At 72.3% G+C, this 25,814-nt stretch carries 23 protein-coding genes and 1 pseudogene; 12 read left to right on the top strand and 12 right to left on the bottom strand.

Annotated elements, in window-relative coordinates:
• Window positions 1-226: 226 nt before the first annotated feature.
• A pseudogene (locus tag ACFZAX_RS13740) lies at window positions 227-399 on the top strand (IS1380 family transposase); the annotation flags it as partial.
• A gap of 210 nt (window positions 400-609) precedes the next feature.
• Here the strand turns inward: ACFZAX_RS13740 and ACFZAX_RS13735 are convergent.
• Window positions 610-1,404, bottom strand: coding sequence for a hypothetical protein (locus tag ACFZAX_RS13735; protein WP_390961509.1), 795 nt, complete (start codon window positions 1,402-1,404; stop codon window positions 610-612).
• 433 nt (window positions 1,405-1,837) lie between these two features.
• On the opposite strand from ACFZAX_RS13735, the gene ACFZAX_RS13730 reads away from it, so the two are divergent.
• From ACFZAX_RS13730 to ACFZAX_RS13705, 6 genes are all read left to right on the top strand, one after another.
• Window positions 1,838-2,488, top strand: coding sequence for a hypothetical protein (locus ACFZAX_RS13730; RefSeq protein ID WP_390961508.1), 651 nt, complete (start codon window positions 1,838-1,840; stop codon window positions 2,486-2,488).
• On the top strand, window positions 2,395-3,138 hold the full coding sequence (locus tag ACFZAX_RS13725; protein WP_390961506.1) for a Shedu anti-phage system protein SduA domain-containing protein: 744 nt from the start codon (window positions 2,395-2,397) through the stop codon (window positions 3,136-3,138). The genes ACFZAX_RS13730 and ACFZAX_RS13725 overlap by 94 nt, the downstream gene beginning before the upstream one ends.
• Before the next feature lie 425 nt (window positions 3,139-3,563).
• On the top strand, window positions 3,564-3,995 hold the full coding sequence (locus ACFZAX_RS13720; protein WP_390961504.1) for an RbsD/FucU domain-containing protein: 432 nt from the start codon (window positions 3,564-3,566) through the stop codon (window positions 3,993-3,995).
• Between the two features lie 290 nt (window positions 3,996-4,285).
• On the top strand, window positions 4,286-4,792 hold the full coding sequence (locus ACFZAX_RS13715) for a DUF4232 domain-containing protein (protein WP_390961503.1): 507 nt from the start codon (window positions 4,286-4,288) through the stop codon (window positions 4,790-4,792).
• Between the two features lie 298 nt (window positions 4,793-5,090).
• A complete protein-coding gene (locus ACFZAX_RS13710) occupies window positions 5,091-5,504 on the top strand; it encodes a DUF1707 domain-containing protein (protein ID WP_390961501.1) in 414 nt (137 codons plus the stop codon).
• A 66-nt stretch (window positions 5,505-5,570) separates the two neighbouring features.
• A complete protein-coding gene (locus tag ACFZAX_RS13705; RefSeq protein ID WP_390961499.1) occupies window positions 5,571-6,236 on the top strand; it encodes a M15 family metallopeptidase in 666 nt (221 codons plus the stop codon).
• A 422-nt stretch (window positions 6,237-6,658) separates the two neighbouring features.
• Here ACFZAX_RS13705 and ACFZAX_RS13700 read toward each other — a convergent pair whose 3' ends face one another.
• Window positions 6,659-8,131, bottom strand: a complete 1,473-nt coding sequence (locus ACFZAX_RS13700) for a glycerophosphodiester phosphodiesterase family protein (RefSeq protein ID WP_390961497.1) — start codon at window positions 8,129-8,131, stop codon at window positions 6,659-6,661.
• A 278-nt stretch (window positions 8,132-8,409) separates the two neighbouring features.
• On the opposite strand from ACFZAX_RS13700, the gene ACFZAX_RS13695 reads away from it, so the two are divergent.
• Complete coding sequence (locus ACFZAX_RS13695; RefSeq protein WP_390961495.1) at window positions 8,410-8,898, top strand: hypothetical protein; 489 nt, start codon at window positions 8,410-8,412, stop codon at window positions 8,896-8,898.
• A 266-nt stretch (window positions 8,899-9,164) separates the two neighbouring features.
• Here ACFZAX_RS13695 and ACFZAX_RS13690 read toward each other — a convergent pair whose 3' ends face one another.
• The 5 genes from ACFZAX_RS13690 to ACFZAX_RS13670 form a co-directional block, all read right to left on the bottom strand.
• Window positions 9,165-9,959: a DUF4232 domain-containing protein gene (locus tag ACFZAX_RS13690; RefSeq protein WP_390961493.1), complete on the bottom strand. Its 795-nt coding sequence runs from the start codon at window positions 9,957-9,959 to the stop codon at window positions 9,165-9,167.
• 545 nt (window positions 9,960-10,504) lie between these two features.
• Window positions 10,505-11,818 carry an MFS transporter gene (locus ACFZAX_RS13685; RefSeq protein WP_390961490.1) on the bottom strand — a complete coding sequence of 438 codons (1,314 nt, stop codon included), beginning with the start codon at window positions 11,816-11,818 and terminating at the stop codon, window positions 10,505-10,507.
• A 135-nt stretch (window positions 11,819-11,953) separates the two neighbouring features.
• Window positions 11,954-12,907 carry a hypothetical protein gene (locus ACFZAX_RS13680; protein WP_390961488.1) on the bottom strand — a complete coding sequence of 318 codons (954 nt, stop codon included), beginning with the start codon at window positions 12,905-12,907 and terminating at the stop codon, window positions 11,954-11,956.
• A complete protein-coding gene (locus tag ACFZAX_RS13675; RefSeq protein ID WP_390961486.1) occupies window positions 12,904-13,917 on the bottom strand; it encodes an SPFH domain-containing protein in 1,014 nt (337 codons plus the stop codon). The genes ACFZAX_RS13680 and ACFZAX_RS13675 overlap by 4 nt, the downstream gene beginning before the upstream one ends.
• Before the next feature lie 235 nt (window positions 13,918-14,152).
• Window positions 14,153-14,728, bottom strand: a complete 576-nt coding sequence (locus ACFZAX_RS13670) for a TetR/AcrR family transcriptional regulator C-terminal ligand-binding domain-containing protein (RefSeq protein WP_390961542.1) — start codon at window positions 14,726-14,728, stop codon at window positions 14,153-14,155.
• 261 nt (window positions 14,729-14,989) lie between these two features.
• Between ACFZAX_RS13670 and ACFZAX_RS13665 the strand changes: the two genes are divergently transcribed.
• Complete coding sequence (locus ACFZAX_RS13665) at window positions 14,990-15,922, top strand: phosphatase PAP2 family protein (RefSeq protein ID WP_390961483.1); 933 nt, start codon at window positions 14,990-14,992, stop codon at window positions 15,920-15,922.
• A complete protein-coding gene (locus tag ACFZAX_RS13660) occupies window positions 15,919-17,046 on the top strand; it encodes a DMT family transporter (RefSeq protein ID WP_390961481.1) in 1,128 nt (375 codons plus the stop codon). Before ACFZAX_RS13665 ends, ACFZAX_RS13660 begins: the two co-directional genes overlap by 4 nt.
• Before the next feature lie 63 nt (window positions 17,047-17,109).
• Here the strand turns inward: ACFZAX_RS13660 and ACFZAX_RS13655 are convergent, their stop codons facing one another.
• The 3 genes from ACFZAX_RS13655 to ACFZAX_RS13645 all read right to left on the bottom strand — a co-directional run bounded on the left by ACFZAX_RS13655 (window position 17,110) and on the right by ACFZAX_RS13645 (window position 20,603).
• Entirely contained in the window at window positions 17,110-17,853 is a 744-nt protein-coding gene (locus ACFZAX_RS13655; protein WP_390961478.1) for a LamG-like jellyroll fold domain-containing protein, read from the bottom strand.
• Between the two features lie 129 nt (window positions 17,854-17,982).
• Window positions 17,983-18,549, bottom strand: a complete 567-nt coding sequence (locus ACFZAX_RS13650; protein WP_390961476.1) for a helix-turn-helix transcriptional regulator — start codon at window positions 18,547-18,549, stop codon at window positions 17,983-17,985.
• 38 nt (window positions 18,550-18,587) lie between these two features.
• On the bottom strand, window positions 18,588-20,603 hold the full coding sequence (locus tag ACFZAX_RS13645) for an FAD-dependent oxidoreductase (protein ID WP_390961474.1): 2,016 nt from the start codon (window positions 20,601-20,603) through the stop codon (window positions 18,588-18,590).
• A 240-nt stretch (window positions 20,604-20,843) separates the two neighbouring features.
• On the opposite strand from ACFZAX_RS13645, the gene ACFZAX_RS13640 reads away from it, so the two are divergent.
• Both ACFZAX_RS13640 and ACFZAX_RS13635 read left to right on the top strand, forming a co-directional pair.
• On the top strand, window positions 20,844-21,377 hold the full coding sequence (locus tag ACFZAX_RS13640; RefSeq protein ID WP_390961472.1) for a DoxX family membrane protein: 534 nt from the start codon (window positions 20,844-20,846) through the stop codon (window positions 21,375-21,377).
• Between the two features lie 73 nt (window positions 21,378-21,450).
• Window positions 21,451-22,290, top strand: a complete 840-nt coding sequence (locus ACFZAX_RS13635; protein ID WP_390961470.1) for a DUF1206 domain-containing protein — start codon at window positions 21,451-21,453, stop codon at window positions 22,288-22,290.
• Between the two features lie 93 nt (window positions 22,291-22,383).
• On the opposite strand, the gene ACFZAX_RS13630 is transcribed toward ACFZAX_RS13635, so the two are convergent.
• Together ACFZAX_RS13630 and ACFZAX_RS13625 are read right to left on the bottom strand one after the other, a co-directional pair.
• Window positions 22,384-23,763 carry an FAD-binding domain-containing protein gene (locus tag ACFZAX_RS13630; RefSeq protein ID WP_390961468.1) on the bottom strand — a complete coding sequence of 460 codons (1,380 nt, stop codon included), beginning with the start codon at window positions 23,761-23,763 and terminating at the stop codon, window positions 22,384-22,386.
• Between the two features lie 139 nt (window positions 23,764-23,902).
• Window positions 23,903-25,495 carry a DUF2867 domain-containing protein gene (locus ACFZAX_RS13625; protein WP_390961466.1) on the bottom strand — a complete coding sequence of 531 codons (1,593 nt, stop codon included), beginning with the start codon at window positions 25,493-25,495 and terminating at the stop codon, window positions 23,903-23,905.
• Window positions 25,496-25,814 lie beyond the last annotated feature (319 nt).

Genomic DNA, 25,814 nt, shown 5'->3' with positions numbered 1-25,814 from the left:
CGATCTTCTGTCCTACCGGGAACTCCGTTGTCGTGTCCCGGCCTCTGCAGACACATCACCAGAAGTGACGGATCACGCAACGTCACCAGGGGATACTCCCACCCAAACCCCGCACCATCAAGTGCCTGACCTGCACTGACGCGCTAACTCACCGGCATTGCTCTGACCAGCAAGAACGAGAATTGTTGAAGCCCTTGTTCCTGCCACCGTCGGAGGCACTTCCCAGGTGAAGAAGCGGATCGGTCCGTATCCTCGTGTTCGCGTCGGGGCGGTGGCCGCACGGTGGTCTCGCAAGCGGAAGGCGTCCTGCTGGTGGAGACGGTCCGCAAGACCGGTCTGGACCAGGCGATATCGACGGCACTGACACCGTGGCGCAAGCCGGTGGCCGGCCGCGGTCCGAGCGCAGGCCCGCACTGTCCGGTGTTCCGTGTGCTTCGTTGTGCTCCATGCCCTTGGGCGTACATGCACCACTCCTTGGTCTGATCGGTCTCCGCCAAGGGCATCGGCCCCGTCCGCGCCCGGGCCGTCCGCTTCTGTCGGGGACAACGGGATGCTGGGGCGTGGACGGAGGCGCCCGTGCCTCGGCCCCCGGAGGTGGTACGGCCGTGGTCAGTGAAGGAGCGACCTGACATCGAGGACGGGGAGGGGTGGTCCGACGGGGTGCATGACGGGCGTGAGGATGATGCGGCGCTCGTCATCGCCCTCGTCGATTCGCGCGTTGTAGGAGAGGGGGGAGTGGCTTCCGTTGCTGTCACGCAGCCCGCTCTGGTCGGCCAACTGCATGGCGCGGGTCTTGAGATGCCGGACCCACACCTGAAGGTCCGTGAGGGGACCGGACGGCACGAGATGGCGCATGTCGGCGCGGGTGAGCTGCTCGGCGAGGGCTTCGAGGGCATCGCCGGCGCAGCCGTACCCACTCGTCGGTAGTCTCTCGACGAAGAGGCCGACGGTCAGAATCCAAGCCAGGATGAAGTCCTGGACGTGTTCGCGCTCTTGGGCCCGGACGATCGCGCAGAGATCCGGAGTGATCTCCACGCACACTCGGTGCGGCAAGAGTTCGAGGCCGGGCTCGGTCGACCAGTGGACCGGAGGGGAACCCTCGAGCAGGTACGCGCCGTCCGAACCCCAGGTGCCGTTCGCGCGGGAGACCATGCTCACCGTGGAGACGCCGGCCTGGGCGATCTGCGTTCCCACATCGCTCAGGTCGAACCGGTGGTCGCGGGCCACGAGCCCACCGCCGACGAATTCGAGTGCGAAGGAGTCGGGCCATCTGTATCCGGTGATGCCGAAGACGAGTCGCCGCCCGTGAATGCTCAGTGAGGAGAGCGGAACCCGGCGAACGGTCGGCGAGTTGAATGTGTACTTCTGCATCAGGACAACCATCTGGTTCGACTGCTCCGTCATGCGATGTCTCCTCCCCCCTGACCCGGAAACCCGCTGGAGGGGGCACCGTCGGTCAGCTCCACTCCGTGAAGGCCGATCGGCCGTGCCCCATCATCGAACGTACGTCGTCTCTCCACCAGTCCTTCACGACAAGTGGATGATGCCGACTCCTCTTCGTGCCGGCGCGGCGTGGCGGATGGCCGGCGTGGCGTGCACGTCGTGGCCATGGCGTCCGGTCGGTCGGCCCGCCGGGGCGGCGCGGTCAGACAGGGCGCGATCCGGATCCACCGGGAGTGCCGACGAGGGACGATCGCCGCACAGGCATCGTCAGGGCCTCCCGGCGGGCCCTCTCCGTCGACGCGAGGTCGGATCGCCCGGGACTCCGCCGGGTTGTGGCGAGCGCGCGCCCACGGCTCGGCCGGGACTGTCACACCCTGCGCCCACAATGACCCGCATGGCAATTCGGAGTGACAGGACGCTGGAGGGGCAGCTCCGTGAGGTCGAGAAGGAGTCCAGTGACGAGACGGTGCGCTCGGCGCTCTCCGCCGTCTTCACCTATCTGCACAGCCTGGGCAGCGGCAGACGGAGGCAGGGCAAGGAGCTCGTGCGTCTCCTCGAGTCGGCCCGGGGATCGGCCGCGGCCGCAGGGGAGTGGCAGGTCGTACGACTTCTGCAGGACTCGCTGGACTATGCGGAGGGCCGGATCCTCAGGTACGACTTCGAGGAACGCCACCGCCTGTTCCAGGACGGGGCACGCAGAGAACGTTCCCGTGACTTCGTCGCGAGTTCTCTGCGCGCGATGCACGAATGGCTTGTCGCCGTGTGCGAGGCGTATCTGCGGGATCACCCCGGTGCCGGCGCGGAAGAGACAGTGGAGCACTTCCGTTCGCAGGGCCGGGACAGCGCGTTTCTGCGCGCACCGGAAGAACGGCCCGGCCGCTATGTCATCCCGCGCGGGATGTCCGAGACGTCGCTGTGGCTGGGCGGCTGCTGCGCAGCGATCGGATCGAGGTGGGGGATCCCGCCGAGGCTGCCCGGAAGATCGTCGCCTCACCCGGAGCCCTCGCCCTGCTCGCGGCCGATCATGAGGGGCGGCTCGTCCTGAGGGCGGCCGAACTGAGGAGGCGCTCGGCCGGGCTTGACGCGCTGCGTGGCGTCGTCGAGGACCCACAGGCGCGAGAAGGTGATCTTCAGCGGGCGTTGGAGGGGCAGTACTGGATATTCGGAGGGCGGTTCGTCGGCGAGGCCGCCCACCGTCGGCTGGTGCCGGGGGACGAGGTGGACATCCCGCTGATCCGGGGTGACGGAGCACTGCACATCGTCGAGTTGAAACGGGCCATGAGTCTCAGAGGGCCCCTGGTCAGGGAGCACCGCAATGGCTGGGTGCCTGCGGCAGCGGTGCACGAGGCCGTCGGGCAGGCCATCAACTACCTCACGGGACTGGACGAACACCGCGACCGCATACGCGCGGAGTTCGGCATAGAGGCACGGCGGGCCAGCGCGCTGGTTCTGATCGGACACCCCGGTCTGCACCCCGACATACCGGAGACGGAGATCAACGAGGTGCTGCGGATATTCAACACGCATCTCGCGCGCGTCGAGGTGCTCACCTACAAAGAACTGCTGGACAACGCCGAACGCTCCCTGGCCGGTGAACTCGTGTCGGGCGTCGGGGAGCAGGCCCAGGCAGGGCAGGGGTTTGCGCCGGTCGTCGGGGAGATCGCCGAAGCTGCGATGCCGCTCCGTCCTGCGTGACCGCGGTGGACATCGCGTCAGAAGAAGGTCTGCGGCGACAGTCAAGGGGAGGTCTGCGGCGACGTGTTCGTTCCACGCGGAACGTCGCCCGCGAGTCGGCCGCTTGTTGCTCTGCGGGCTGCCGCACAGGTATTGGTGGGATGGTTTTTCGGTGGGATCATGCAAAAGAAGGTGCACTGCGCCACTTTCCTTCACATTGATGACGCATTGACATCGGCCGGACAGATGATCAACCATCGTCCTGCATACATCCCATCTTTGGTGCTCAGTTTCAGTCCCGCTGCGGCTCAGGAACCCCCTGCCGCTCGCTCCGGGGCAAGCACGAGGACGCAGCCCCTGCAGTTCCGAACCGCTTGCTGCGCCGCCGCCAGGCCCGTGCCCGATCCGCATCGGTACCCGCCCGTCCACGCTTCGGAGGAATTTACGTGCTCCTGACCGATCTGCTGCACCCCGGCATGCTCGAAGCCCTGGCCGGTGCCGGGCACGGTGCCGGCGTACTGCTCACCGACGGCCATTACCCCGCGAGCACGGCCGTCGGGCCGCGCGCCCGGGTCGTCCACCTCAACGTCGCGCCCGGCCTGCTCGACGTCCCGCCCGTGCTCGATGTCCTGTTGCGGGCCATCCCCGTCGAATCGGCACAGGTGATGGTCCCGCCGGAGGGCGAACCGGAGCCGCCGGCCATCGCCGACTACCGGGCCCGGCTCGGTACGGTGCCGGTGGAGTCGCTCGACCGGTTCGCCTTCTACGACGCGGCCCGCTCCCCGGATCTGGCCCTGGCGATCGTCACCGCCGACACCCGTACGTACGCCAACCTGCTGCTGACCATCGGCGTGCGCGCCGACACGGGCTCCCGCTGACCCCGCTCGTCGGGAGAGGGGGTGGGGTGGCGCGACGGGTGCCGGTCCCGGTTCGTCGTCCGCACATGCGGCCTCCGCGTCGGGCCGGCATTGATCGAACCTGTGCGCGATGTCTCGGCTGTGGCAATTCTGGGACATATCCCGCGAGGGAACGCGGGCAGGAATGGCGGCGACCATGGTTCCCGCGGAGAGCAGCCGCGGGCCATCGAAGACCAGGTTGCCCCGGCGCGTCGCGCACCCGGCAGGGAGCACGGGAGGACGGGGCGGCCGCAGGGCAAGGGGCGTGTCAGTTGCGTATCGACCAGAGGATCACCGTTGTTCTCGCCGCCGCCGTGCTGGCGGCCGGCGCCGGTGCGGGAGCTGTTCAGGCGTCGCAGGCGACGGCCGGCGGCAGTGCTCCCTCGGCCTGCCGGCCGGCCAACCATGCGGCGACGATCACCCAGGCGGACAGCACCGCCGGGCACAGCCACTACCGCGTCACCCTGACAGCGCCGCGTGGGTACGAGCCCTGCGAACTGGCGGGTTCGCCCACCGGCGCGCGGTTCCTGAACCACGGCGCGGACAGCGGAGTCACCCCCCGCAGCTACGGCGGCCAGGAGACCGCGGTGACCTTCGGTCCGGGGCATCCGGTGCACTTCGACATCCAGGTGCCGAGCGGTGGCCGAGGCCTGCCCGCCGACGAGGTGGCGTTCACGCTCCAGGCTCCCGGTGGTGAGATCCCCGGTACCTCCTTCGCCGAAGGAGCGTTCAGGGTGGCCGACGGCACCCTCGTCGGCCCGGTCCAGCAGGGCGCCTGACCGACTCCCGTGACCCGGTGGCGTTCCGACGGCCCTGCGCCGCGGGACGCCACCCGGGCCGACATCAACTCCGCCTACCGGGCGAGGCAGGCCGGTGGCAGGCGAGAGGTCGACCTGCATCGCGGTGCGCTGCGCTGACCGACGAGGCGCTCGACGAACTACGCGGACACATCGAACGCCTCGCCGCCACGTTCGGCGACCGCGACGCACCGGGGACCTGGACGCGGGTGGTCATCTCGCTCGTCGACCTGCAGGACCGCCCTGCCTCCGACACCACGGCTCTGCCCGAGGAGACGTCATGAAGGAACCCGAAGGACACTTACCCGGTCTGCCGACACGCGCCTCGGACGCCGAACGCGACCGGGCCGAGGAACGGCTGAAACACCACTACGCGGTCGGCCGGCTGACCCTGACCGAACTCGAAGAGCGCGTGGGCGCGGCCTACGGAGCCCGTACGCGCGAGCAACTCCAGTCTCTCCTGGCAGACTTGCCCGCCGAGGTTGCGGAGTCCACCCGGTCCGCACCGGTGATCGACTCCCGCCTGTTGATCATCCTGCTCTGCTGCTCACCACCGGCGGCGCTCGTCTACTGGATCGCCTTCCGGCTCAGGGAACGGCGACGAGGGGCCCTGGCGCGGGCCCCGGAAAGCGGAGACGGCGCCGGACCTCCGGGCGAGGCGCGGCACGATCCGCCTCCTCTGCCAACGACTTGACGTTCCGGGGGAGTCCCGCCGAACGCAAGGGACGAGCAGCGGCATCCGATGCGGGATGATCACCGTATGAATGAGATTGTCCTGATGTCGGATCCGGCCGTCACCGCCATACCCGTCGCGGAGTGCGGGGAGCCTCTTGTGGACGTCCGCGAGGACGGCCGTTTGCTCGTCGACACTCGCAAGCAGGATCCGGCGGACGCCTTCGCGCATCTGCGGGAGGGCGTGCTGGAGCGGCTGCTGGAAGCCCAGGCGCTGCTGCTCCCGCACGGCCTGCGCCTGCTGTTCGTCGAGGGCTACCGGCCTCCCTCGCTCCAGCGCGCGTACTTCGATGAGTACGCGGGCCAGTTGCGGGCCGCCCACCCCGGTTGGTCGGCCGAGCGGATCCACTCGGCGGCCAGCCGGTACGTCTCCCCGCCCGACATCGCCCCGCACAGCGCCGGAGCCGCCGTCGACCTCACCCTGGCGGACCCCGAGGGCCGCGAGCTCGACCTGGGCACCCGTATGAACGCGGACCCCGAGGAGAGCGACGGCGCCTGCTACACCCATGCCACCAACGTCGGGGCCGAGGCCCGCGCCAACCGGGAACTACTGGGCTCCGTGCTCACCTCCGCGGGACTGGTGAACTACCCCACCGAGTGGTGGCACTGGTCCTTCGGCGACCGGTACTGGGCTCTGACCTCGGGGGAGGCCGCAGCGCTCTACGGCCCGAAGGAGTCGGCTGAGGAGGCCTGAACGGCCCCGGGCCGGCGCGCCCCGTCGCCTCCACGAGCCGGTGTCCCCGCTCGGGCGTACCGCGTAGCCGGCCCGGAGGCTGAGGGTGGTCGCCCCACCGACACCAGGGCCATCCCCGTACGGGCGGAGAGTCCGTCGTTTCCGGTGCGGACCGGGGCCGGGGCGGTCAGGTCGGTGCGGAAGCCGGCCGGATCGGCCCCGGTGGTGGGATGCCCCGTCCCGGTCCAGGTCTTCACCGGACGGGTGCCGTCGTTGCCGGCCACGTCGAGACGGTAAGAACGAGGCTTCTGCTGACGTTGGTCGCCACGCGGCCCACCATGCCCCGGCCGATCAGGTGGGCCGGACTCCCGGGGGCGACGAGGGTGTGCCGGGTCGGGGGGGAGCCCTACGCCGGAGCCCGTCACGGTCCCCGCCGGGGTGCGTCAGTGGCGGACCGGGGAGAGCTGGACGTAGTCGAGGTTCCAGTTCTGGTAGGCGTCGGCGGGGAGGCTGATCCGCAGGACGTGGTGCCCGGCGGTGAGCCGCTGCTCGACCCCGCCGGCCTGGAGCACCTCCTTGTTGTGGCTGGTGGTGTTGCGTACGGACACCCGTGCGCTCTCCGCGCCGCCGTCGAAGGAGACGGTGTACATACCCGCCGGGGAGTACGGCGAGGACACCCGTGCGGCGAGCGCGTACGTCCCGGTGCGCGGAACGTCCACGTCGTACGTCAGCCACTCGCCGCCGCGCATCCAGCTGACCCGGACAGCGCCATCGGCGTCGCTGACGTCGACGCCCTCGCCCGGCCGCATACCCAGTCCGCCTGCGTTCGAGGTGTCGTTGTCGTGGTAACCGGTGCCCTCACCGGGAAGGAAGTCCTCCGCCTGCACGCGTACGTCGCCGCGCGGCAGCGGGTCGCCCTCCCCGGTACGCAGCCAGGATTCGACCTTCGCCACGTCGTCCGTCTGGAAGACGGAGGTGTGGAAACCGCGCACCAGCGCCTCCCACCCCCGCAGCGGGTCGATCAGCGAGGCCTCGTCGGTCATGTGGTCGGACAGGCCGTTCCACATGGTGTTGCTCCAGACCCGGCTGTGCTCCGCCAGGGCGTCGAGGAACGGTCTGCGGGCCACGGCGTCCTGGGCGCTGTCGAAGTTGACCTCGTACGCCACCGGTTGGTTGTCGCCGAACCGGTCGGCATCGCCGATGTTCGCATCGCTGATCATGTGCATGTAGACGGCGCCGTGGTGGGCCGCGAGGAAGTCCTGGACCTCGGAGACGGGGGCGTCGCTCTTGAAGAGACCGTTACGGACCGTGCCGGTACGGGCGAGGACGTCCCAGACCACCTCCCGGCTCGACCAGCCCTTGTCCAGGTTGACCAGCCCCCGGTCCTTGGCGAGCTCCATCGCCTCCTCCAGCGTCGGCACCCGCTCCTCGGTCACGGCGGCCTGGGCGCCTCCCAGCCCCTCCTTGAGGCGGAGCCGTCCGATCTGGGCGAGCGTCAGGTCGGCCACCGCGCCGACCCCGTTCGTGGTGCGGTCGACCGTGGTGTCGTGCATCAGCACGGGAACGCCGTCCTTGGTCAACCGGACGTCGGTCTCCACGAGTTCCGCACCACGGCCGAAGGCCGCCCGGAAGGCGGGCAGCGAGTTCTCGGGGGCGTCGCGCCACTGGCCCCGGTGCGCCGCGGTGAGGATCTTCGCGTCGGAACCGTGGTCCAGCAGATCGCGGTACGCGCGCGTCGCCGCGTTCCCTCGGGAACTGCCGGAGCCTCCGAAGGCATACGCCGAGGAGTTCCCGCCCCGGTCGGCGTCGGGCCCGGCATCACCCGGCAGGCGGTCGGCGGCGAGCGCGGCACCGGCCGCGATCAGTACGAGGGAGAGGGCGATGGCGGCGGAGCGGTTCACAAGCGATCTCTTCATGGTTCGGACAGTAGGAAGGCCGCGAACAGAACCGGCGGACACGGACCGACCCGCCGATGTCCGAGGGCTGAACGATCCGCGAAGCCGGCCGACCGCAAGGGACCGACCGTGCATGCCTCCTGCCCAGCCCCGGCCCCCCGCCGGGAAGCCCGGCCGGGCGTCATCGGCAGCAAACCCGGTGGTACACGGAGAGTGAACCCTGTGTGAAACCCGGGGTCAACTCGGGGTCGACACGGGGTCGACACGGGTCGACTCGAAGAGACAGGGCAGCACCTGACATGTCGGACGCGGCCCCACACCCCGTCCACCTCGACGCGCTGGTGAACGGCCTTGCGAGCAACCCCGCGCTGCCGCCCGGAGAGTTCCACCGCTTCCTCGGCCACCGGCGAGGACGCCGCGAGATTGCCGGGCGCCCCGACCTGACCGACGACCTGGCCGACGCGATCGTCGCCGTCGGCGATGTACGGCTCACCCGCGCGCTCGCCCGCAACCGGGCTCTCCCGCACGCGTACCGGACGACGCTCGGCGGGCATCCGGACCCGTGGATCCGGTTGGCCGTCGCGGTCGCCGTGGCGGACGCCCCGCGAGAACCGTTCGAGCGACTGCTCGTCGATTCCGACCCCGAGGTGCGCGAGCGGGGCGCACAGACCAGGAAGTACGGCGGGAGCTCGCGGCACATCCCGAACTCCCCTCGTCGGTTCGTGACCTCCTCGCCGAGGACCCCAGCCCGCTCGTGCGGGGTCGCGTCTTCGCCCGGCCCCGCGTGACCCCGATCTTCCGGTCGGACTCCTCCGCGCCCTCGCGGCCGACTCCGATCCGAGGGTGCGCCGAACGGTCGCTGCCCACACCGGAGTTCCGCTCGCCGACCTGACACGCCTGCCGGCCGATCCGTCGGAGCATGTCGCGCCCGCGGCGGCCGGCAACCCCGGCCGTCCGCCCGGGGAGACGCACCGGCTTCTCACCCTCGCCGGCCTGTGACACCGGCGCCCCGCACGCCACACCCCGACCTCCTCGACCCGCCGGACGCCTGCTTCTACTCGCCCGCCACGGCGGTGGTCGTGAACCGGTCGCCGCAGACGAGGGGTTGGGCGGTCCGCAGGGTGAGCGCCCGGGTGGAGCCCGGCGGGTACACCTTGAGGTAGTCGGGACGGCTCCAGCACGGGGCGTCGGACACGCCCTCGTTGGTGGTGTGGAGGGTGACCTCGGCCTTACCGCCGGGGCCGATCGCCGTTCGCGTACCGGCCGTTCCCTCGTGCGTGGCCGGCACGCCGACCGCACTGCCGTCGCGGCGGATCAGCGAGACACCGGGGTAGCCCGTCAACGTGCAGGCCTCCTTGGAGGTGTTCGTGAACGTGAGCCGGTAGTAGACCTGGCCGGCACCGGCGTCGGCGGGGGACAGGCTCATGGTCAGCGTCTCGGCGGCGCACCGCTGGGAGGCACTCGCCCCACCGGCTCCGGAAGCGGTGGAAGCGGCCGGAGACGCGGAAGGCTCCGACGGTCCGGAGGGGGCGGGGTCGGTGGCCGAAGCCGAGGGGCTGCCCGCCGTGGATTCGGCGGAGTCACCGGGCGCCTCGGACGTGGCGCCCCCCGCCAGGGAACTGCTCGCGCCGGCCGGTTCGGACGACGTGGAGTTGCTGCCACTGCAACCGGCAGCGGCGAGGGCGAACGAGACCGCCAGGACCGGGACGACGCCGAACCGACGCAATCCGCCGGCACGAGGCGTACGCCTGCCGGGCCTCGGAGCGGGGGAGCGGACGACTGACGTCCCGGGCCTCGGAGCGGGGGAGCGGACGACTGACGGTGCGGGGGTGCGCGGAAGAGAATCCATGTCTGTCGCCTGCTCGGTCCCGCGCCTTTCGAACCCCGCCGTCGCGGAACAAGCCCGAAATCGGGACCGGGACGGGAAGGAACCACGAGAGCCGTACGGGGACGGACCGGGGTGGCCGCTACGTAGGGAGACGTACGGGACCGAGGCCTGTCAGGGCCGGTCCGGCACGGGCGCCGGTGGCTTCGAATCGCGCCTCGCGCCCGGTCCTGGGACCATGGAGCGGTCGGAAAACCAGCTTCCCGACGGTCCCGATCCTGCTGGAGGTAGCCATGTCCTCGAAGCGTCGACGCAAGAAGAAGGCTCGTCGCAGGCATCCCGCGAACCACGGCAAGAAGCCTCAGACCTGACCAACCGTCCCGCGTCTCCCCCACGCTGCCCGCGCCCTGCTCTGCTCGTGCGGGGCACGATCCGCGCGACCCGCCGGGACCGTGGAACAAGCTCCTGACCTGCCTGACCGGCCTGACCTGCCACGACCAGGGTTCGGCCCCGCCGCGCAACGCGGCGGGGCCGAACCCGTGGCGGTGGGCCGCGCCCGGTGAGACCCGTCAGGCGCGATCCGTGTCCTGCTCCGCCGATGCCGGTGCGTCGGACCGCTGCGGCGGGAGAGCCGGGTCGACGCCGACGGGATCAGCCTCCGCCCGCGAGGCCCCCCAGTACCGGCCCCTGCCCCTGATCACGAGCGTCACCGCCGCGGTGAGCGCGAGGGCGGTTGCCGCGAGGAGTTGTACGCGGTGGTCGAAGACGGTGACCATGAACGTGCCCAGCAGGAGGGCCGGTCCGGTGGGCCCGAAGACCAGTGTCCCGGCGGTACCGGCGACCCTGCCGACCAGCGCGCCCGGGGTCTCCTTCTGGACCGACGTCATGGCGCTGATGAGAGGCAAGGGCAGACCCAGACCGACCAGCAGGCCGCCCGCCAGGACCAGCGGGAGGAAGCCGGTCGCCCGCGCCGGGACCCCGACGGCGAAGAGCACGAGTCCCAGGGCCGCCACCGTACGGGAGGGCGTTCGGCGCAACAGGGGACCGGCTGCCAGTCCGCCCGCGACCGACCCGAGCCCCTGGACCGCGGCGAGCACACCCACGAAGGCGGCGGGCCGGTGCAGGCCGTGGTCGACGAGGGCGTAGTTGGCGGAACTGCTCAGGCTGGAGGCGGCCATGGCGCAGCCGCCCGCGACCACCAGGGGGCGCAGAGCGGGGTGGTGCCACAGGTGGCGCACCCCGTCCGCGGTCTCCCGGGCCCAGTGCGCCGGACGCCATCCGGCGCTCCCGGTTTTCACGGGTGAGGGTTCGTCGACCCGGATCAGGGCGAACGCGGCTGCGCCCAGCAGAAAGGTGAGCGCGTCCAGCAGAGCGGCGGTCGGCCCGCCCACCAGGACGAAGAGGCTCGCGCCGGCCAGCGGGCCGATGAGGCTGGTGGTCTCCACCGTCGTTCTGACCAGTCCGTTGAAGTCGCCCCGCAGCTCGGGCGGTACCGCAGAGGCGATCAGCGCCGCCTCCGCCGCGTCCACCAGCACACTGCCCACGCCCACCAGCGCCAGCACGGTGAACAGCAACCAGACGTCCTGCGGGGCACGCACGGCGAGAGGCGCGGTCATCACGACGGCCAACGTGAGGCAGGTGGCGATCAGGAGGGGGCGGCGGCGCACCCGGTCGGCCAGGGTGCCGATGAGCGGCCCGGCCATGGCCGGGGCCCAGGCGCAGAAGGTGACGAGGGCGGCGAGAGCGTCGGAACCGGTCAGTTCCTTCACCCAGACGCCGGCGGCCAGGGACATGACGGAGTCGCCGAACCCGGAGACGAGCACTCCCGCCAGATAGATGCGGGCGTTGCGGTCCTTCAGCACCCCGGCCGGGCCCCAGCCCATGAATGACGCCCCCTCCACGAATCCGCGACGACATGCGGCACCCTACTTCCCCACGTTCAGAGGGAGTTGGACAACGCGGCGTCGACAGGTCCGCCCCACCGGGCGGTGCGGGGCGCTCCGCGTGGCCGGCCGCCCTCAGCCGACCAGTCGCAGAGAAGCCGGGGAGATGCCGAGCCGCACGGCCTGGCCCCAGGTCAGTTCCAGCGCGTCGGACTCCATCCCGTCGCCGAACACCACCATCCGGTCCGACTCCACCGTCAGCCGCAGGCCCTGGCCACGCCCCAGCTCCCCGGCGACCAGCGACGTTCCCGTCACCGGCGACGGCCAGGCCTCCCGGACGAACCAGAGCAGGCGGGGGTCCGACGGGGCGGGCAGCCGCAGGGTGCTGCCGCGTTCCTGCCAGAGGGAGCGGAGCCAACCGGTGGCGCCGGTGCCCGTGCCGACCAGCACGCCCGAGGACGCCTGCGCCTCACCGGCAGCGGAAGGAGCGGCGGCAGCGGAAGGAGCGGCGGCCCCGGAAGGAGCGGCGGCCCCGGTGTCCGGGCCGATCCGGTAACGGGCGGTCTGGTGGCCCGGGGGTCCGAGGTAGATCTCGTTGAGGGCCACCAGCCGTTCGCCGTCGTCCGCGACCGCCTCCACCATCGTCAGCTCGTCCGCACGGCCGCCGGCCCCGGGCGCGGTCGCCGCGCGGAGCAGCGCTCCGGTGTCGCGTACGCGGTGGCGCACGAGGACCCCGGGATTGCGCCCGGGTTCGGTGTCGATGCCGATCACCGGCTGGCCGGCGAGGTACTTCGCCGCGTTGGCCACCAGTCCGTCCTGGCCGACCACGATCACCACGTCCTCCGGCCCGAAGAGGAAGCGGTCCAGGTCGGCGCGTTCCACCCGGGAGCGCCGCCAGGTGAGCGGCACGGCGGACGCCACGTCGGCCAGCGCGCGCAGCGTCCGGTGGTGGCGGGCCGCCACCTCGTCCAGGGAGCGGCCGCGGGTGGAGAGGAAGAACGCCGCCTGGCCGTGCGTACCGTGCCGGGCGAGCAACTCCTCGTACTCCGTGGTCCGGTGCACGAGGACGGCACGGGGGGCGAGGCTCACGCCGGTGTCCCGCCGCCGGGGCGGCCGAGACGGGCGAGCAGCCCGGTCAGCACGTCGGGGGAGAGGGTGAGGCTGTCGATGTGCGGCAGGTTCTCGGCCAGCCTGGTCGCCGCGAGGGCGTGCAGCGTGGCCGCGTCGACCTCGCCGTGGACGCGCAGCCAGGCCGCCTGCGCGTCGGCCCGGGCCGCGCCCGTCTCCCGTACGGACTCCGCTTCCGCCTTGGCCAGCCGCACCGCGCGGGACGCCTCGGCGCGGGCCCGTACGTCGTCGGCCGCGGCCTTCTCCTCGGCCTCGCGGCGGGCGTTGGTGCCGCGCTGGTCGACCAGCTGCTCCTCCCGGCGGGCGAGTTCGATCTGGCTGGCCAGCTCGTTCTCGGCGATGGCGCGTTCCCGCTCGACCGCGACCGCGCGGCGTTCGTAGGTGGCCCGGTCGGCCTCCTGCTGGATCTGTTCGCGGGCGGGCGTGCGCAGGGCGCGTTCCACCTCCGCCTCGGGGCGGATGGCCACGACCCGGGTCGCCACCACGTCGATCCCCGTCGCGGGCAGCCGGGGTTCGGCGGCGAGACCGGCCGAGACCCGCTCGCGCACCAGGGCCACCCCGTCGACGAGGGCGGTGGCGAGGGGGATGCGGGCCAGCGCGTCCAGGGTGTGCTGTTGTGCGGTCTCGGTCAGGAGGGTCGCGATCTGGTCGAGAGGGGAGCCGCGCCACACTCCGGTGTCCGGGTCCACCGAGAAGTCCAGACGGGCCGCCGCCAGCGCGGGGTCGCTGACCCGGTAGGTGACGGTGGCCTGCACGGTCACGTCCTGGAAGTCGGCGGTACGGGCGTGGAACGCCATCGCCAGTTCCCGGTCGTCCACCGGTACCTCGGAGAGCGCGGCGCTCAGCGAGCGGTACCAGAAGCTCAGCCCGGGGCCGTCGTGGGTGAGTGTGCCGCGCTTGTGGTGGCGGATGTGGGCGGTGGGCGCGGAGCGCAGGTGGCGCCAGCCGAAGCGCCGGGTGATGTCGGCCATGAGCACGACCCCTTCCATTTTTCGTCAGGGTGACGACAACGGAGACGATAAGGGGGCGCGGGGATATCGTCAAGGGGACGAAAACGGGAGGGGGGCGCGGTCGGAATGTTCCGGGTACGCGAACGGCCGGCGTCTTCGGTGGAAGTCGCCGGCCGTCGGGGTGCGCCGCCCCCGTCCCCACGGTGCGACGCGAGCGGGCCGTTCCCTCCGCTGGGATGGACGGCCCACGATCGGGTCAGGGCTCGTCGGGAGGCGTCTCCAGTCCGAGCCCGGGCAGGATGGCCTTCTGGGTGAACCGCACGAGGTACTCCGCGTCCGCGTGCCGGCAGTCGAGCAGCGGTCTCACGCGGACCATGCCGAACAGCTGGGCCGCGACGTACTCGGCGGTCGCGCAGTCGGGAGCGATCTCGCCGCGCTCGCGGCCCCTGCGGACCATGGCCTCGATCGCCGCGATCTCCGGAAGTACAAGGGACTCGCGCATCGCGCAGAGAAGCTCCGGACTCTGCAGGGCGGCGTGGCTCAGGGCGTGCACCAGGGTGGTGTCCAGGCCGGAGCGTTCGCCGATCGCCCGCGCCGCGGCCAGCAGGTCGCTCGCCAGGGAGCCGGTGTCGATGTGGGCGAGCGATCCGCGCCGGGTGCTGTGGAGTGCCGCGACGACCAGCTCGGGCTTCGACCCCCACTGGCGGTAGAGCGTCGACTTGCCGCAGCGGGTCCGCGCCGCGACGCCCTCCATGGTGAGGGATTCGTACCCGCTCTCGCGGAGCAGCTCCAGCACCGCCGCGTACAGCTCCTGGGCCCGCTCCGGTGTGATTTTCGACCTAGGTGACCGGGGTGAGGGTGCTGCCGTCTCCGCTGTCCCAGGGGTCGGATTTTCCCGTTTGCCCTGCTTGTCGTGCGTTTCCTGCACGGAGTCCCGGGTCGGCACGGTTCGTTCCTCCTGGGGCTCGGCAGTACAACGCTTCGATACGCCAGTGTACCGATACGTTTGCGTATCGGTACACTGGCGTATCGATCGGGTGTGGACCGGACCACGCCCAGGCACCACCGCAACGTCAGTGAAGGGGCACGGGTGATGTACGCCCGCAGAACGCCTGTGGAACGGGAGCCGGAAGCGTCGGCCCGCCCGCCCCTCGTCCGCGAACTCCTGCTCGTCGTCGGGCTCTTCCTCGTCTACAAGCTCGGCCGCCAGGCGGCCAACGGCCATGTGGACGAGGCCTTCCGCAACGCCGGACACGTCTGGAACTTCGAGCGGGCGCTCGGCCTGCCCGGAGAGGGGGACGTCCAGGGGGTCCTGCTGCACAGCGAAACCCTGATCCACCTCGCGAACACCTACTACGCGATGGTCCACTTCCCGGCCACCGTGCTGTTCCTGGTCTGGCTGTACTGGCGCCACCCCCATCACTACGTCTGGTCCCGCCGGATACTCGCGGCGCTCACCGGCGCCGCCCTCGCGCTCCACCTCCTCTTCCCGCTGGCGCCGCCGCGCATGCTGGCCGCCGCGGGACTGGTCGACACCGGCCAGGTGTACGGGCCCACGGTCTACGGCGCCACGCCCACCACCGACACCATGGCCAACCAGTTCGCCGCGATGCCGTCGCTGCACTTCGGCTGGGCCCTCATGGTCGCCGTCGGAGTCGTCGCCGCGGGCCGCTCCAGGTGGCGCTGGCTGTGGCTGGCACACCCGCTCATCACCCTGCTGGTGATCGTCGGCACCGCCAACCACTACTGGCTCGACTCCCTCGTCGTCTCGGCCCTCCTCGCCCTCGCGCTGGCCGCGATCCCGCTGCGCCTGCCCTTCCGGGCGGTACGGCTCCGAGGCCCCTGGCCCCCCGTCACCGCGGCCGGATTCGCCGCCCCCGCCGCGAGCCCCGGGGCCCGTGCCGCTGGCGCCCCCGCCCGCATCCCCGTCTCCGCCGGAACCGCCGCGTACGGCCGAAGCCCCGCGTACTCCGGTGGCACGTCCGCCCCGCAGCGGACCCTCACCGCACCCGGAGCCGGACGGTGAACGCCACGCTGGTCGCCATCCTCTTCTGCCTCGTCTCCGCCGTGGCCTACGCGGCCGCGGCCGTGGCCCAGTCCCGGCTCGCCGGACGCACCGAACCCGGCACCGGCGGACTCCGGCTGCTCGGACGCGGCGCCTGGTGGGCGTCGGTCGGGCTCAACGCCACCGGGGCCCTGCTGCACGTCGCCGCCCTGAAGTACGGGCCGCTCACCCTGGTCCAGCCCCTCGGCGCGCTCACCCTGGTGGCCGCCGTACCGCTCGGCGCCCGCACCGCGGGCCGCAAGGTGAGCGGCAGCGAGTGGCGGGGCACGGTCCTCACCCTCGTCGGACTGGCGGCGCTGTTGACGGCGGCGGGCGGTGCCGCCCCGCACGAGACCCTCGGCCTCGGGGAAGCCATCGGCGTCGGGGCGGTCACGCTGGCCGTGGTGTCCGGCCTCGGCCGGCCCGGAGCCCGCCCCGGCCTGCGCCACGCGGCCGCCTCCGGGATCACCTCCGGAGTCGCCTCCGCCTTGACCCAGACCCTGACGGTCGCCCTCACCGCCCACTCCTCGGGCGCCCTGCTGAGCCCGCGCACCGTGGTCGTGGCCCTGCTGGTCGCCGCCTTCTCCATGGGCGGGCTGCTCTTCTCCCAGACCGCGTACCGCGACGGTCTGGGCGCACCGCTCGCCGTACTGACCCTGGCCAACCCGGTGGCCGCCGCCGTGATCGGGATGGTCCTGCTCGGCGAGCGCCTCCAGGGCGGCCCCCTCAGCCTGATCCCGGCCGTCGCGGGCATCGCGCTCTCGGCGTGTGGGGTGATTCTGCTCAGCAAGGCGCAGACCGAGGTGCAGTCGGAGACAGAGAGCGAGGTGCAGTCCGAGACACGGACCGGGGCCGGGGAACCGGTGCATCCCGCATCCCCGTCCGTGCCGACGCCCGCGGCGCACGCGGACGCCCACCCCCCGCACGCACCGGTGCCTGTCCCCGCTCCCGTCACCGTGCCGGGCCGGCACCCTGCCTCCGCGGTCCCCGCCGCCCCGGGCATCCGCCGGAGAGGCGGAGTCTGGCGGCGCACGGTCATCGGGAGCCCCAGGACCCTGGAGCGACCGGCGGCCGAGAGCGCCGAACCGGCTGCCGCCGGAGGCTGACCGCACCGGCCCGCCCGGGCCGTCGCTCCTCGGACGTCTCCGGCCCGGGCCGAGCCACGGCGCTCAGGTGCTGGTCATGACCGCGTGGTGGGCCAGGAGACGCTCGGCGGTCAGTTCGCGCGGGTAGACGGCGACTTTGCCGATGGCGCCCAGGAAGAAGGACCTCAGGCTCGCCGTACCGATGCGCATGGGGGACGGGGTGTCGCCCGGCACGATCGAGTAATCGGCGAGCGCGTCCTGGTCGCGCAGCCTTCCGTCGCGGTAGATCTTCGTGTAACCGGTCGGGTAGGACGGTCCGGCAGGACCGGTGTTGATCACCAGGGCGTAGTGGATCCACTCCCCGGGATACAGGGTGTCCTGGAAGTAGGAACCGGCGCCGAGGCCCCCCGCGGGATTGAAGGCGTATCCGGAGACGCGGTTGGCCCGGCCCTCGGTGTTGTCGGCGCTGTAGATGCGCGCCGCCCACTCGGCCTGGTTGACCGTGGCGTAGGTGAGCTTCCCCATCCAGTGCACGTATCCGGTGCCTTCGCTCGCCGGGAACGTGAGGGTGTCGGGGCGGAACCAGGCTTCCACCGTCAGCGCCCCGGTCGTCGACACGGACAGGGAGCGGTCGTCGGGGACTTCGACGTACTGGTCGGGGGTCCCGTCGAAGAGGGTGGCGCTGTCGCCGTTGGGCAGATGGCTGTGGGACGGCGAGCCGTGGAACACGGCGCGCGGGCCGCCCGGAGACAGCTCCGTGCCGGCGCCGCCCAGCCGGAGGTAGAGGACCGGGTTCTCGGCTTCGATCAGTTCGTCGTACGCGCTCACACGCCCCAGGTTAGGACGGTCCTCGTCACCTGCGGGAGGGCGTGAACGCCGGTCCGGGCGGCGCCGCCCGGACCACGCACGCGGGCGCGCGGGCAGGGGCGCGCACGGCGGACCTGAGCGGATGCCGCCCTACACGGCCCCGCCGGGTCCCACGGCCCCGTCAGGTCCGTCGAGCCCTTCGATCGCCCCGGTCAGCCAGGTGATCCAGAAGCTTTCCAGGTCGATGCCGCCGCGCAGCACGAGGTGACGGAGCCGGTCGCCATGGCCGGCCCTCCGCTCCGGCGGGAAGTCCCGCTTCTCGATCTCCACGTACTCCGCCAGCTGCCGCCGGTGCAGCTCCAGGTGGCGGCGGAGCTCCTCGCCGAGCCCGGGTGCCCCGACGACCGCCGCCGCCCGCATCCGCAGCAGCAGCGGGTCGCGGACCGGCTTCGGGTCCTCGGGGAGCGCCACCCAGGCCGCCAGCTCCTCGCGGCCCGCCTGCAGCACCTCGTACTCCTTCTTGCTGCCCCTCGCCGGCTGACCGGGCAGCAGGGCCCTGATCCGCCCGGCCTGCTCCAGCCTGCCCAGCTCGCGGTAGATCTGCTGGTGCGTCGACGACCAGAAGTAGCCGATCGACCGGTCGAACCGACGGGTCAGTTCGAGCCCGGACGACGGCTTCTCCAGCAGAGCGGTGAGGATCGCGTGCGGCAGTGACATGGGGGCATCCTACGAACGCGGGCGGGGGCGGACCGGGCTCAGAGCGTGGCGGCCAGCTCCGTGCCCTGGCGGACGGCCCGCTTGGCGTCGAGTTCGGCCGCCACGTCGGCGCCGCCGATCAGATGCACCGGCCGGCCCGCCGCGCGCAGCTCCTCGTACAGCTCCCGGCGCGGTTCCTGGCCCGCGCAGAGCACGACCGTGTCGACCGGCAGCACGTGCTGCTCGCCGTCCACCGTCAGGTGCAGCCCGGCATCGTCGATCCGGTCGTAGGAGGCGCCCGCGATCATGGTGACGCCCCGGTGGCGGAGCTCGGTGCGGTGGATCCACCCCGTGGTCCTGCCCAGCCCCGCACCGACCTTCGTCGCCTTGCGCTGGATCAGGTGGACCGTGCGCGGCGGCCGCGGGCGCTCCGGCAGACGGAGCCCGCCACGGTGCGCGTAGGTGGTGTCCACGCCCCAGCTGCGCAGGAAGGTCTCGGGGTCCTGGCTCGTACCCTCCCCGGAGTCGGTGAGGAACGCGGCGACGTCGAAGCCGATGCCGCCCGCCCCGACGACCGCGACACGGTCGCCGACCGGCGCCTTGTCGCGCAGTACGTCCAGGTAGCCGACCACGCTGGGGTGACCGGCCCCCTCGATGGGCGGGACGCGCGGCTCGACACCGGTCGCGAGCACCACTTCGTCGTACCCGTCGAGGGTGCCCGCCCCGGCGCGGGTGGAGAGCCGTACGTCCACCTCCAGCTCGCGCAGCCGGGTACGGAAGTAGCGCAGGGTCTCGTCGAACTCCTCCTTGCCGGGCACCTGGCGTGCCACGTTGAGCTGGCCGCCGATCTCGTCGGCCGCGTCGAAGAGGGTGACCGCGTGGCCGCGTTCGGCCGCCGTGACCGCGTAGGCGAGCCCCGCCGGTCCCGCGCCGACGACCGCGACGCTCTTGCGGGTCCGGGTGGGGGAGAGGACCAGCTCGGTCTCGTGGCAGGCCCGGGGGTTGACCAGGCAGGACGTGATCTTGAGGCTGAACACGTGGTCCAGGCAGGCCTGGTTGCAGCCGATGCAGGTGTTGATGGCGTCGGAGCGGCCGGCCGCGGCCTTCGCCACGAACTCCGGGTCGGCGAGAAAGGGCCGGGCCATCGACACCATGTCCGCACGGCCCGAGGCGAGGATCCCTTCGGCGACCTCGGGGGTGTTGACCCGGTTGCTCGTCACCAGCGGTACGGAGACCGCGCCGCGCACCTTCTCGGTCACCCAGGTGAACGCGCCGCGCGGCACCGAGGTCGCGATGGTGGGGATGCGGGCCTCGTGCCAGCCGATACCTGTGTTGATGATGGTCGCGCCGGCCGCCTCGACCGCGCGGGCGAGGCGCACGACCTCCTCCAGTGTCGAGCCGTCCGGCACCAGGTCGAGCATGGAGAGCCGGTAGATCAGGATGAAGTCGTCGCCGACGGCCTCGCGCACCCGGCGCACGATCTCGACCGGGAAGCGCATGCGGTTCTCGTACGAGCCGCCCCAGCGGTCGGCGCGGTGGTTGGTCTCCGCCACGACGAACTCGTTGATGAGGTAGCCCTCGGAGCCCATGATCTCGACCCCGTCGTAGCCGGCCCGCCGGGCGAGGACGGCGGTGCGGACGAACTCCTCGATCGTCTCCTCGACCTCCTCGTCCGTCAGCGCGTGCGGGGTGAAGCCGCTGATGGGAGCCTTGAGCGCGCTCGGCGCGACCAGGCCGGGGTGGTGCGCGTACCGGCCGAAGTGCAGGATCTGCAGCGCGATCCGGCCGCCCGCCGCGTGCACCGCCGAGGTGATCCGGGTGTGCTCCTCGGCCTCCGCCTGCGTGGTCAGCTTGGCGCCGCCGGGCGCGGAGCAGCCGCGTTCGCTGGGCGCGATGCCGCCGGTGACGATGAGGCCCACGCCGCCGCGGGCGCGCTCGGCGTAGAACGCCGCCATCCGCTCGAAGCCGTTCTCGGCCTCCTCGAGACCGGTGTGCATCGACCCCATGACCACCCGGTTGGGAAGTGTGGTGAATCCGAGGTCCAGCGGGCTCAGCAGCGTGGGGTAGTGGCTCATGGGGTCTCCTCGCGCGGTGTCTTCCCGCCAGTTCTAGAGGACCGGAACGACTTTGTGCAACAAGTTGCACAATGACGTACGTCGCATTCGGGCGCCACCTCGGCGACGCGGGAGGCGCCCCCGAGGCATCACGGGCAGAACCCCGGGGCGCCCCCCGTACGGCCTAACCGGCCGCGCCCTCGCGACGGTGCCGGGCGACAGTGGAGGCGTACCCCGTCCTCCTCGTCCCCGGGAGCTTCCATGGCCTGCCTCAACCGGCGTGACCTCGGCCTGCTCGTCCTGCGCGCCGGTACCGGCGCCGTCCTCGCCGCCCATGGCTCCCAGAAGCTGCTGGGCTGGTTCGGCGGCGGCGGGGTCGAGGGCACCACCGCCGCCATGGAGGCCATGGGCTTCCATCCTCCCAAGCACAGCGCCGTCGCCGCCGGGCTCGGCGAGGCGGGAGGCGGCGTGCTGCTCGCCCTCGGCCTCGCCACCCCGGCGGCCGGTGCCGCCGCCGCCGGGGCGATGGCCGGGGCGGTCGCGGTGCACGCCCCCGCCGGATTCTTCGCGCAGGGCGGCGGATACGAGTACCCGGCGTTCCTCGGGTTCACCGCCGCCGCGATCGGTATCACCGGCGCCGGACGCTACTCCCTGGACCACGCCACCGACCACGTGCTGGACAAGCCGTGGGTGGTCGCGCTGGCCTTCCTCGGCACCGCCGCGGCAGCCGCCGCCGTCGTCGGCAAGCGTGCGAAGGCGCAGACCGCCGCGGCTCAGGAGCCGGAAGCGGTCTGAAGCCCCGAGCCTGCCGGCCCCGGTTTTCGGGGCCCCTGGCATTGATCCGCCGTTCAGGGGCACCCGTCGGTCCATGACCAGTGCGACAGCGGAACGCGGACGAGACCGGGCCCGGAGTGCGGCCAACGGAAAAGCGGTCGAGACGGCCGCACGCGCCGGATTCGTCGCGCGAGGGGTGATCTACCTGCTGATCGGGGTGCTCGCCCTGCGCGTCGCCTTCTCCGGCGGCGGTGGAAAGCAGGCCGACCGGGGCGGCGCGCTCCAGGAAGTGGCCGAGCAGCCCCTGGGAGTGGCCCTTCTGTGGCTGCTCGGCATCGGCGTCGTCGGCATGGCGCTCTGGCGGCTCTCCGAGGCCCTGTTCGGCCAGGCAGGCCCCGACGGCCACAAGCCCACCAAGCGGATCGTCGCCGCGGGACGCTGCGTCTTCTACGCCTTCGTCGCCTACTCCGTGCTCTCGTACGCGGCCGGGGACAAGGGAAGCGGCAGCGGATCGAGCGACAAGAAGACCGACGACGTCACCGCCAAGGTCCTCGACTGGTCCGGCGGCCAGTGGATCGTGGGAACAGCCGGAGCCGTCGTCGTGGGCGTCGGCCTCTGGATGGCCTTCCGGGCGGTGACCCTGAAGTTCCGCAAGCACCTCGACATGTCCGGCAGCGGGGAGAAGACCCGCCGGGCCGTGGACGTGGTCGGCGTGTTCGGAGGTGCGGCCCGGGGCGTCGTCTTCGGCACGGCGGGCGGGTTCGCCATCGCCGCGGCCGTCCAGCACGAGCCCGGACAGGCCAAGGGCATGGACGACACCCTCCGCTCCTTCACCGACACCCCCGCCGGACCCTGGCTGCTCGCGCTCATCGCCCTCGGGCTGGCCGCTTTCGGCCTCTTCTCCTGGGCCAACGCCCGCTGGCGCAAGGTCTGACACCACCTCCCACCCACAGACACGGCCCTGCCGGGAACCCCACCCACCGGCGGGGCCGTCCCGCGTCCGGGGACCCGGGCCGTGTCCCAGCCCTCAGCGCAGGTCCCGTGCCTGCTTGAACCGGGCCAGCGAGTCCGCCAGACCGATCAGCGGAGCGGGGTAGTCCAGCCTCGCGCGCTCCGGCTCCGGGAGCTTCCACGGCTCGTGCACCGCCCCGCCCTCGACGCCGGCCAACTCCGGTACCCAGCGGCGTACGTACGTCCCGTCCGGGTCGTAACGGTGGCCCTGGCGCACGGGGTTGAGCACCCGGTTGGGGCGGCTGTCCGTCCCGGTGCCCGCCACCCACTGCCAGTTGAGCTGGTTGTTGGCGATGTCGCCGTCCACGAGCAGGTCCAGGAAGTGCCGTGCGCCGATCCGCCAGTCCACGTACAGCGTCTTCGCGAGGAAGCTCGCCACGAGCAGCCGGCCCCGGTTGTGCATCCAGCCCTCGTGGCGCAGTTGACGCATCGCGGCGTCCACGACCGGATAACCGGTGCGCCCCTGCCGCCATGCCTCGATCTCGTCCCCCGCCTCCTCCTCGTCCCGCCAGTCGTCGTGCTGCGTACGGTAGTTGTCGTGCGAGGCGGCCGGGCGGGCGGCGAGGACCTGGTGGTGGAAGTCGCGCCAGCACACCTGCCGTACGAACGCCTCGGCGCCCGCGCCGCCCGCACCGCGGGCCCGCGCCACCAGCTCCACGGGTGAGACGGTGCCGAAGTGCAGATGCGGCGAGAGCCGCGAGGTCGCGTCGCCCGCGAGGTCGTCGTGCATGTCCTCGTACGACCCGAGTCCTGATCTGCGCCACGCGGCGAACAGGGCCCGTCCCGCCTTCTCGCCGCCCTCCGCCAGTGCGGGCGAGACCCCCGGAACGCCGGCCCGGGACGGCAGTCCGCCGGAGCGCGCGGTGTCCGGCACCCGGACCGAGCGCGGCGGGGCCAGGGGATCCCGCAGGCGTTCCTGGGACCAGCGCCGGAAGTACGGGGTGAACACGGCGAAGTGGTCCGACCCGGAGCCGGTCGGCCGCACCGTCCCCGGGGCGACGGCGGTCACCACCGCGTCATGCACGTGCAACGTGACTCCCTGCGCATCCAGTTCCGCGCGCAGCCGTTCCTCGCGGGCGTGCGCGTACGCGCTGACCCCGCCGGACATGTGGACGTCCCTGGCCCCGGTCCCGGCGGCGACCCGGCGGACCTCCTCCGACACGTCCCCGGTACGGACCACGAGCCGCCCGCCCCGCTCGCGCAGCCCCGCGTCCAGGTCCCGCAGACAGTCGGCGAGGAAGGCCCGCCGGTTGGGCACGGCGAAGCCCGCCTCCTCCACGCGCCGGTCGAGGACGAAGAGCGGCACGATCTCGTCGCTGGCGGCCGACGCGGCCCGCAGCGGTGGATGGTCGTGCAGTCGCAGATCGGAGGTGAACAGGACGACCGAGACGGTCATGGCGCTACTCCTGGACGGTCGGAACCGGAACGGGGGCACGGGGAGCTTCTGGTGTGCGTCCGGTGCTTCCGCGCGGCGGTGCGGTCCGGATGCGCCGCCGCGCGGAAGCACGCGGTATCGCTTCGGCCGTCCGTGTCGTTCAGTTCTGTTCCCGAGGACGGGGACGGGGACGGGGACGCACCGACACGGTCTCCGCCCGGGACCGGACGGAGCCGGGGGTCCGGGAGGCGGCGCGGGCGATGTTGCGGGCCATCCCGCCGAACACGATGGCGTGGAAGGGCGAGACGCTCCACCAGTAGGCGTGGCCGAGCAGCCCGCGCGGATGGAAGAGCGCCCGCTGGCGGTAGTGGGAGTGTCCGCCGTCCCGCTCCTCCACGGACATCTCCAGCCAGGCCAGCCCCGGCACCCGCATCTCGGCCCGCAGCCGCAGCAGCCTGCCGGGCTCGATCTCCTCCACGCGCCAGAAGTCCAGCGAGTCCCCGACCCGCAGCCGGTCGGCGTCGCGGCGGCCCCGCCGCAGCCCCACCCCGCCCATCGCCCGGTCCAGCCACCCCCGCACCGCCCACGCCAGCGGGAACGAGTACCAGCCGTTGTCGCCCCCGATCCCCTCCACCACCCGCCACAGCGCGGCCGGAGGAGCGTCCACGCCCCGCTCGCGGACGTCCTCGTAGAGGCTGCCGCCCGCCCAGTCCGGGTCCGTGGGCAGCGGATCGCTGGGCGCGCCCGGGAGCGAGGCCGAGGACCACCGGGTGGTCACCTTCGCCTCCCGGACCCGCTGGAGGGCCAGGCCGAGCGCCTTGTCGAACGGGAAGGGCCGGCCCGGTCCGTCCGGGACGTACTCCGCGATGTCGTGCTCGCGGCAGACCACCTCGTATTTCAGCGACTCCGCGAGCGGCCGGGCGATGGACCGGGGCACCGGCGTGACCAGCCCGATCCAGTGGCTGGACAGCCGGGGGGTGAGCATCGGGACGGGCAGGATCAGCCGTTTCCGCAGCCGCCCGACCTCGGCGTACCGCTCCATCATCACCCGGTACGTCAGGACGTCGGGGCCGCCGATGTCGAAGGTGCGGTGGACGTCCCGGGGCATCCGGGCACTGCCGACGAGATAGCGCAGCACGTCCCGGACGCCGATCGGCTGGATCCGGGTGGACACCCAGCTCGGGGTGACCATGACCGGCAGCCGCTCGGTGAGGTAGCGGAGCATCTCGAAGGACGCCGAACCCGACCCGATGATGACGGCGGCCCGCAGGACGGTCGTCGGCACCCCCGAGTCCAGCAGGATGCGGCCGACCTCCGCGCGGGACCGCAGGTGCGGGGAGAGCTCCTCCTCCGGTACGTCGCCGGGCGTCAGTCCCCCCAGGTACACGATGCGGCCCACCCCCGCCGCGCGGGCCTGCTCCCCGAAGATCCGGGCCGCCCTGCGGTCGGTCTCCTCGAAGCCGGAGCCCGTGCCCAGCGCGTGCACCAGGTAGTACGCGACGTCGATGTCCCGCATGGCTTCCGCCAGCGACTCCGGATCGGTGACGTCCCCGCGCACCACCTCCACCTCGGCGGTCCAGGGGTAGTCGCGCAGCTTCTCGGGGGTCCGCGCCAGGCAGCGCACCCGGTGGCCGGCCGCCAGCAGTTCCGGCACCAGGCGGCCCCCGATGTAGCCGGTGGCGCCCGTGACCAGGCAGCGCAGGCCCTCGCCGTCGTCCGCGGTCTCCTCGGCCGTCTCCTTGGCCCTCTCCATGGCGCCTCCGCCTCGGGGTCGATTCCGGTCTCCTGCATCCACCGTCCCCGCCCGTACCGCATTCCGCCCGGCGGGACCGTCCCTGGCGCGCCCTGCCATGTCCGGGACGGCCGAATGGGTCGCGGGGCCCCTCCGGAGTCCCCGCCACCGGCCCCGGCAGCCACCGCCCGGCCGGTCGGCGTGATCCCCTCGGGAGTCAGTGCCTCGTGCCCCGGCCGGTACGGATCGGGGCCCGCCCGCATCCGCCGGACGGGGGACGCCGGAAGAGACGCGACGGGCCCGGAGGACCGAGGGACCGTGACGAGCCCCCGTACCGCCG

It is taken from the genome of Streptomyces sp. NPDC008125 (genome assembly GCF_042957125.1).
In the GTDB taxonomy this organism is placed as follows: Bacteria; Actinomycetota; Actinomycetes; order Streptomycetales; family Streptomycetaceae; genus Streptomyces.
The sequence above is the reverse complement of the archived record's forward strand: the minus strand, read 5'-3'. Positions and strand labels throughout refer to the sequence as shown.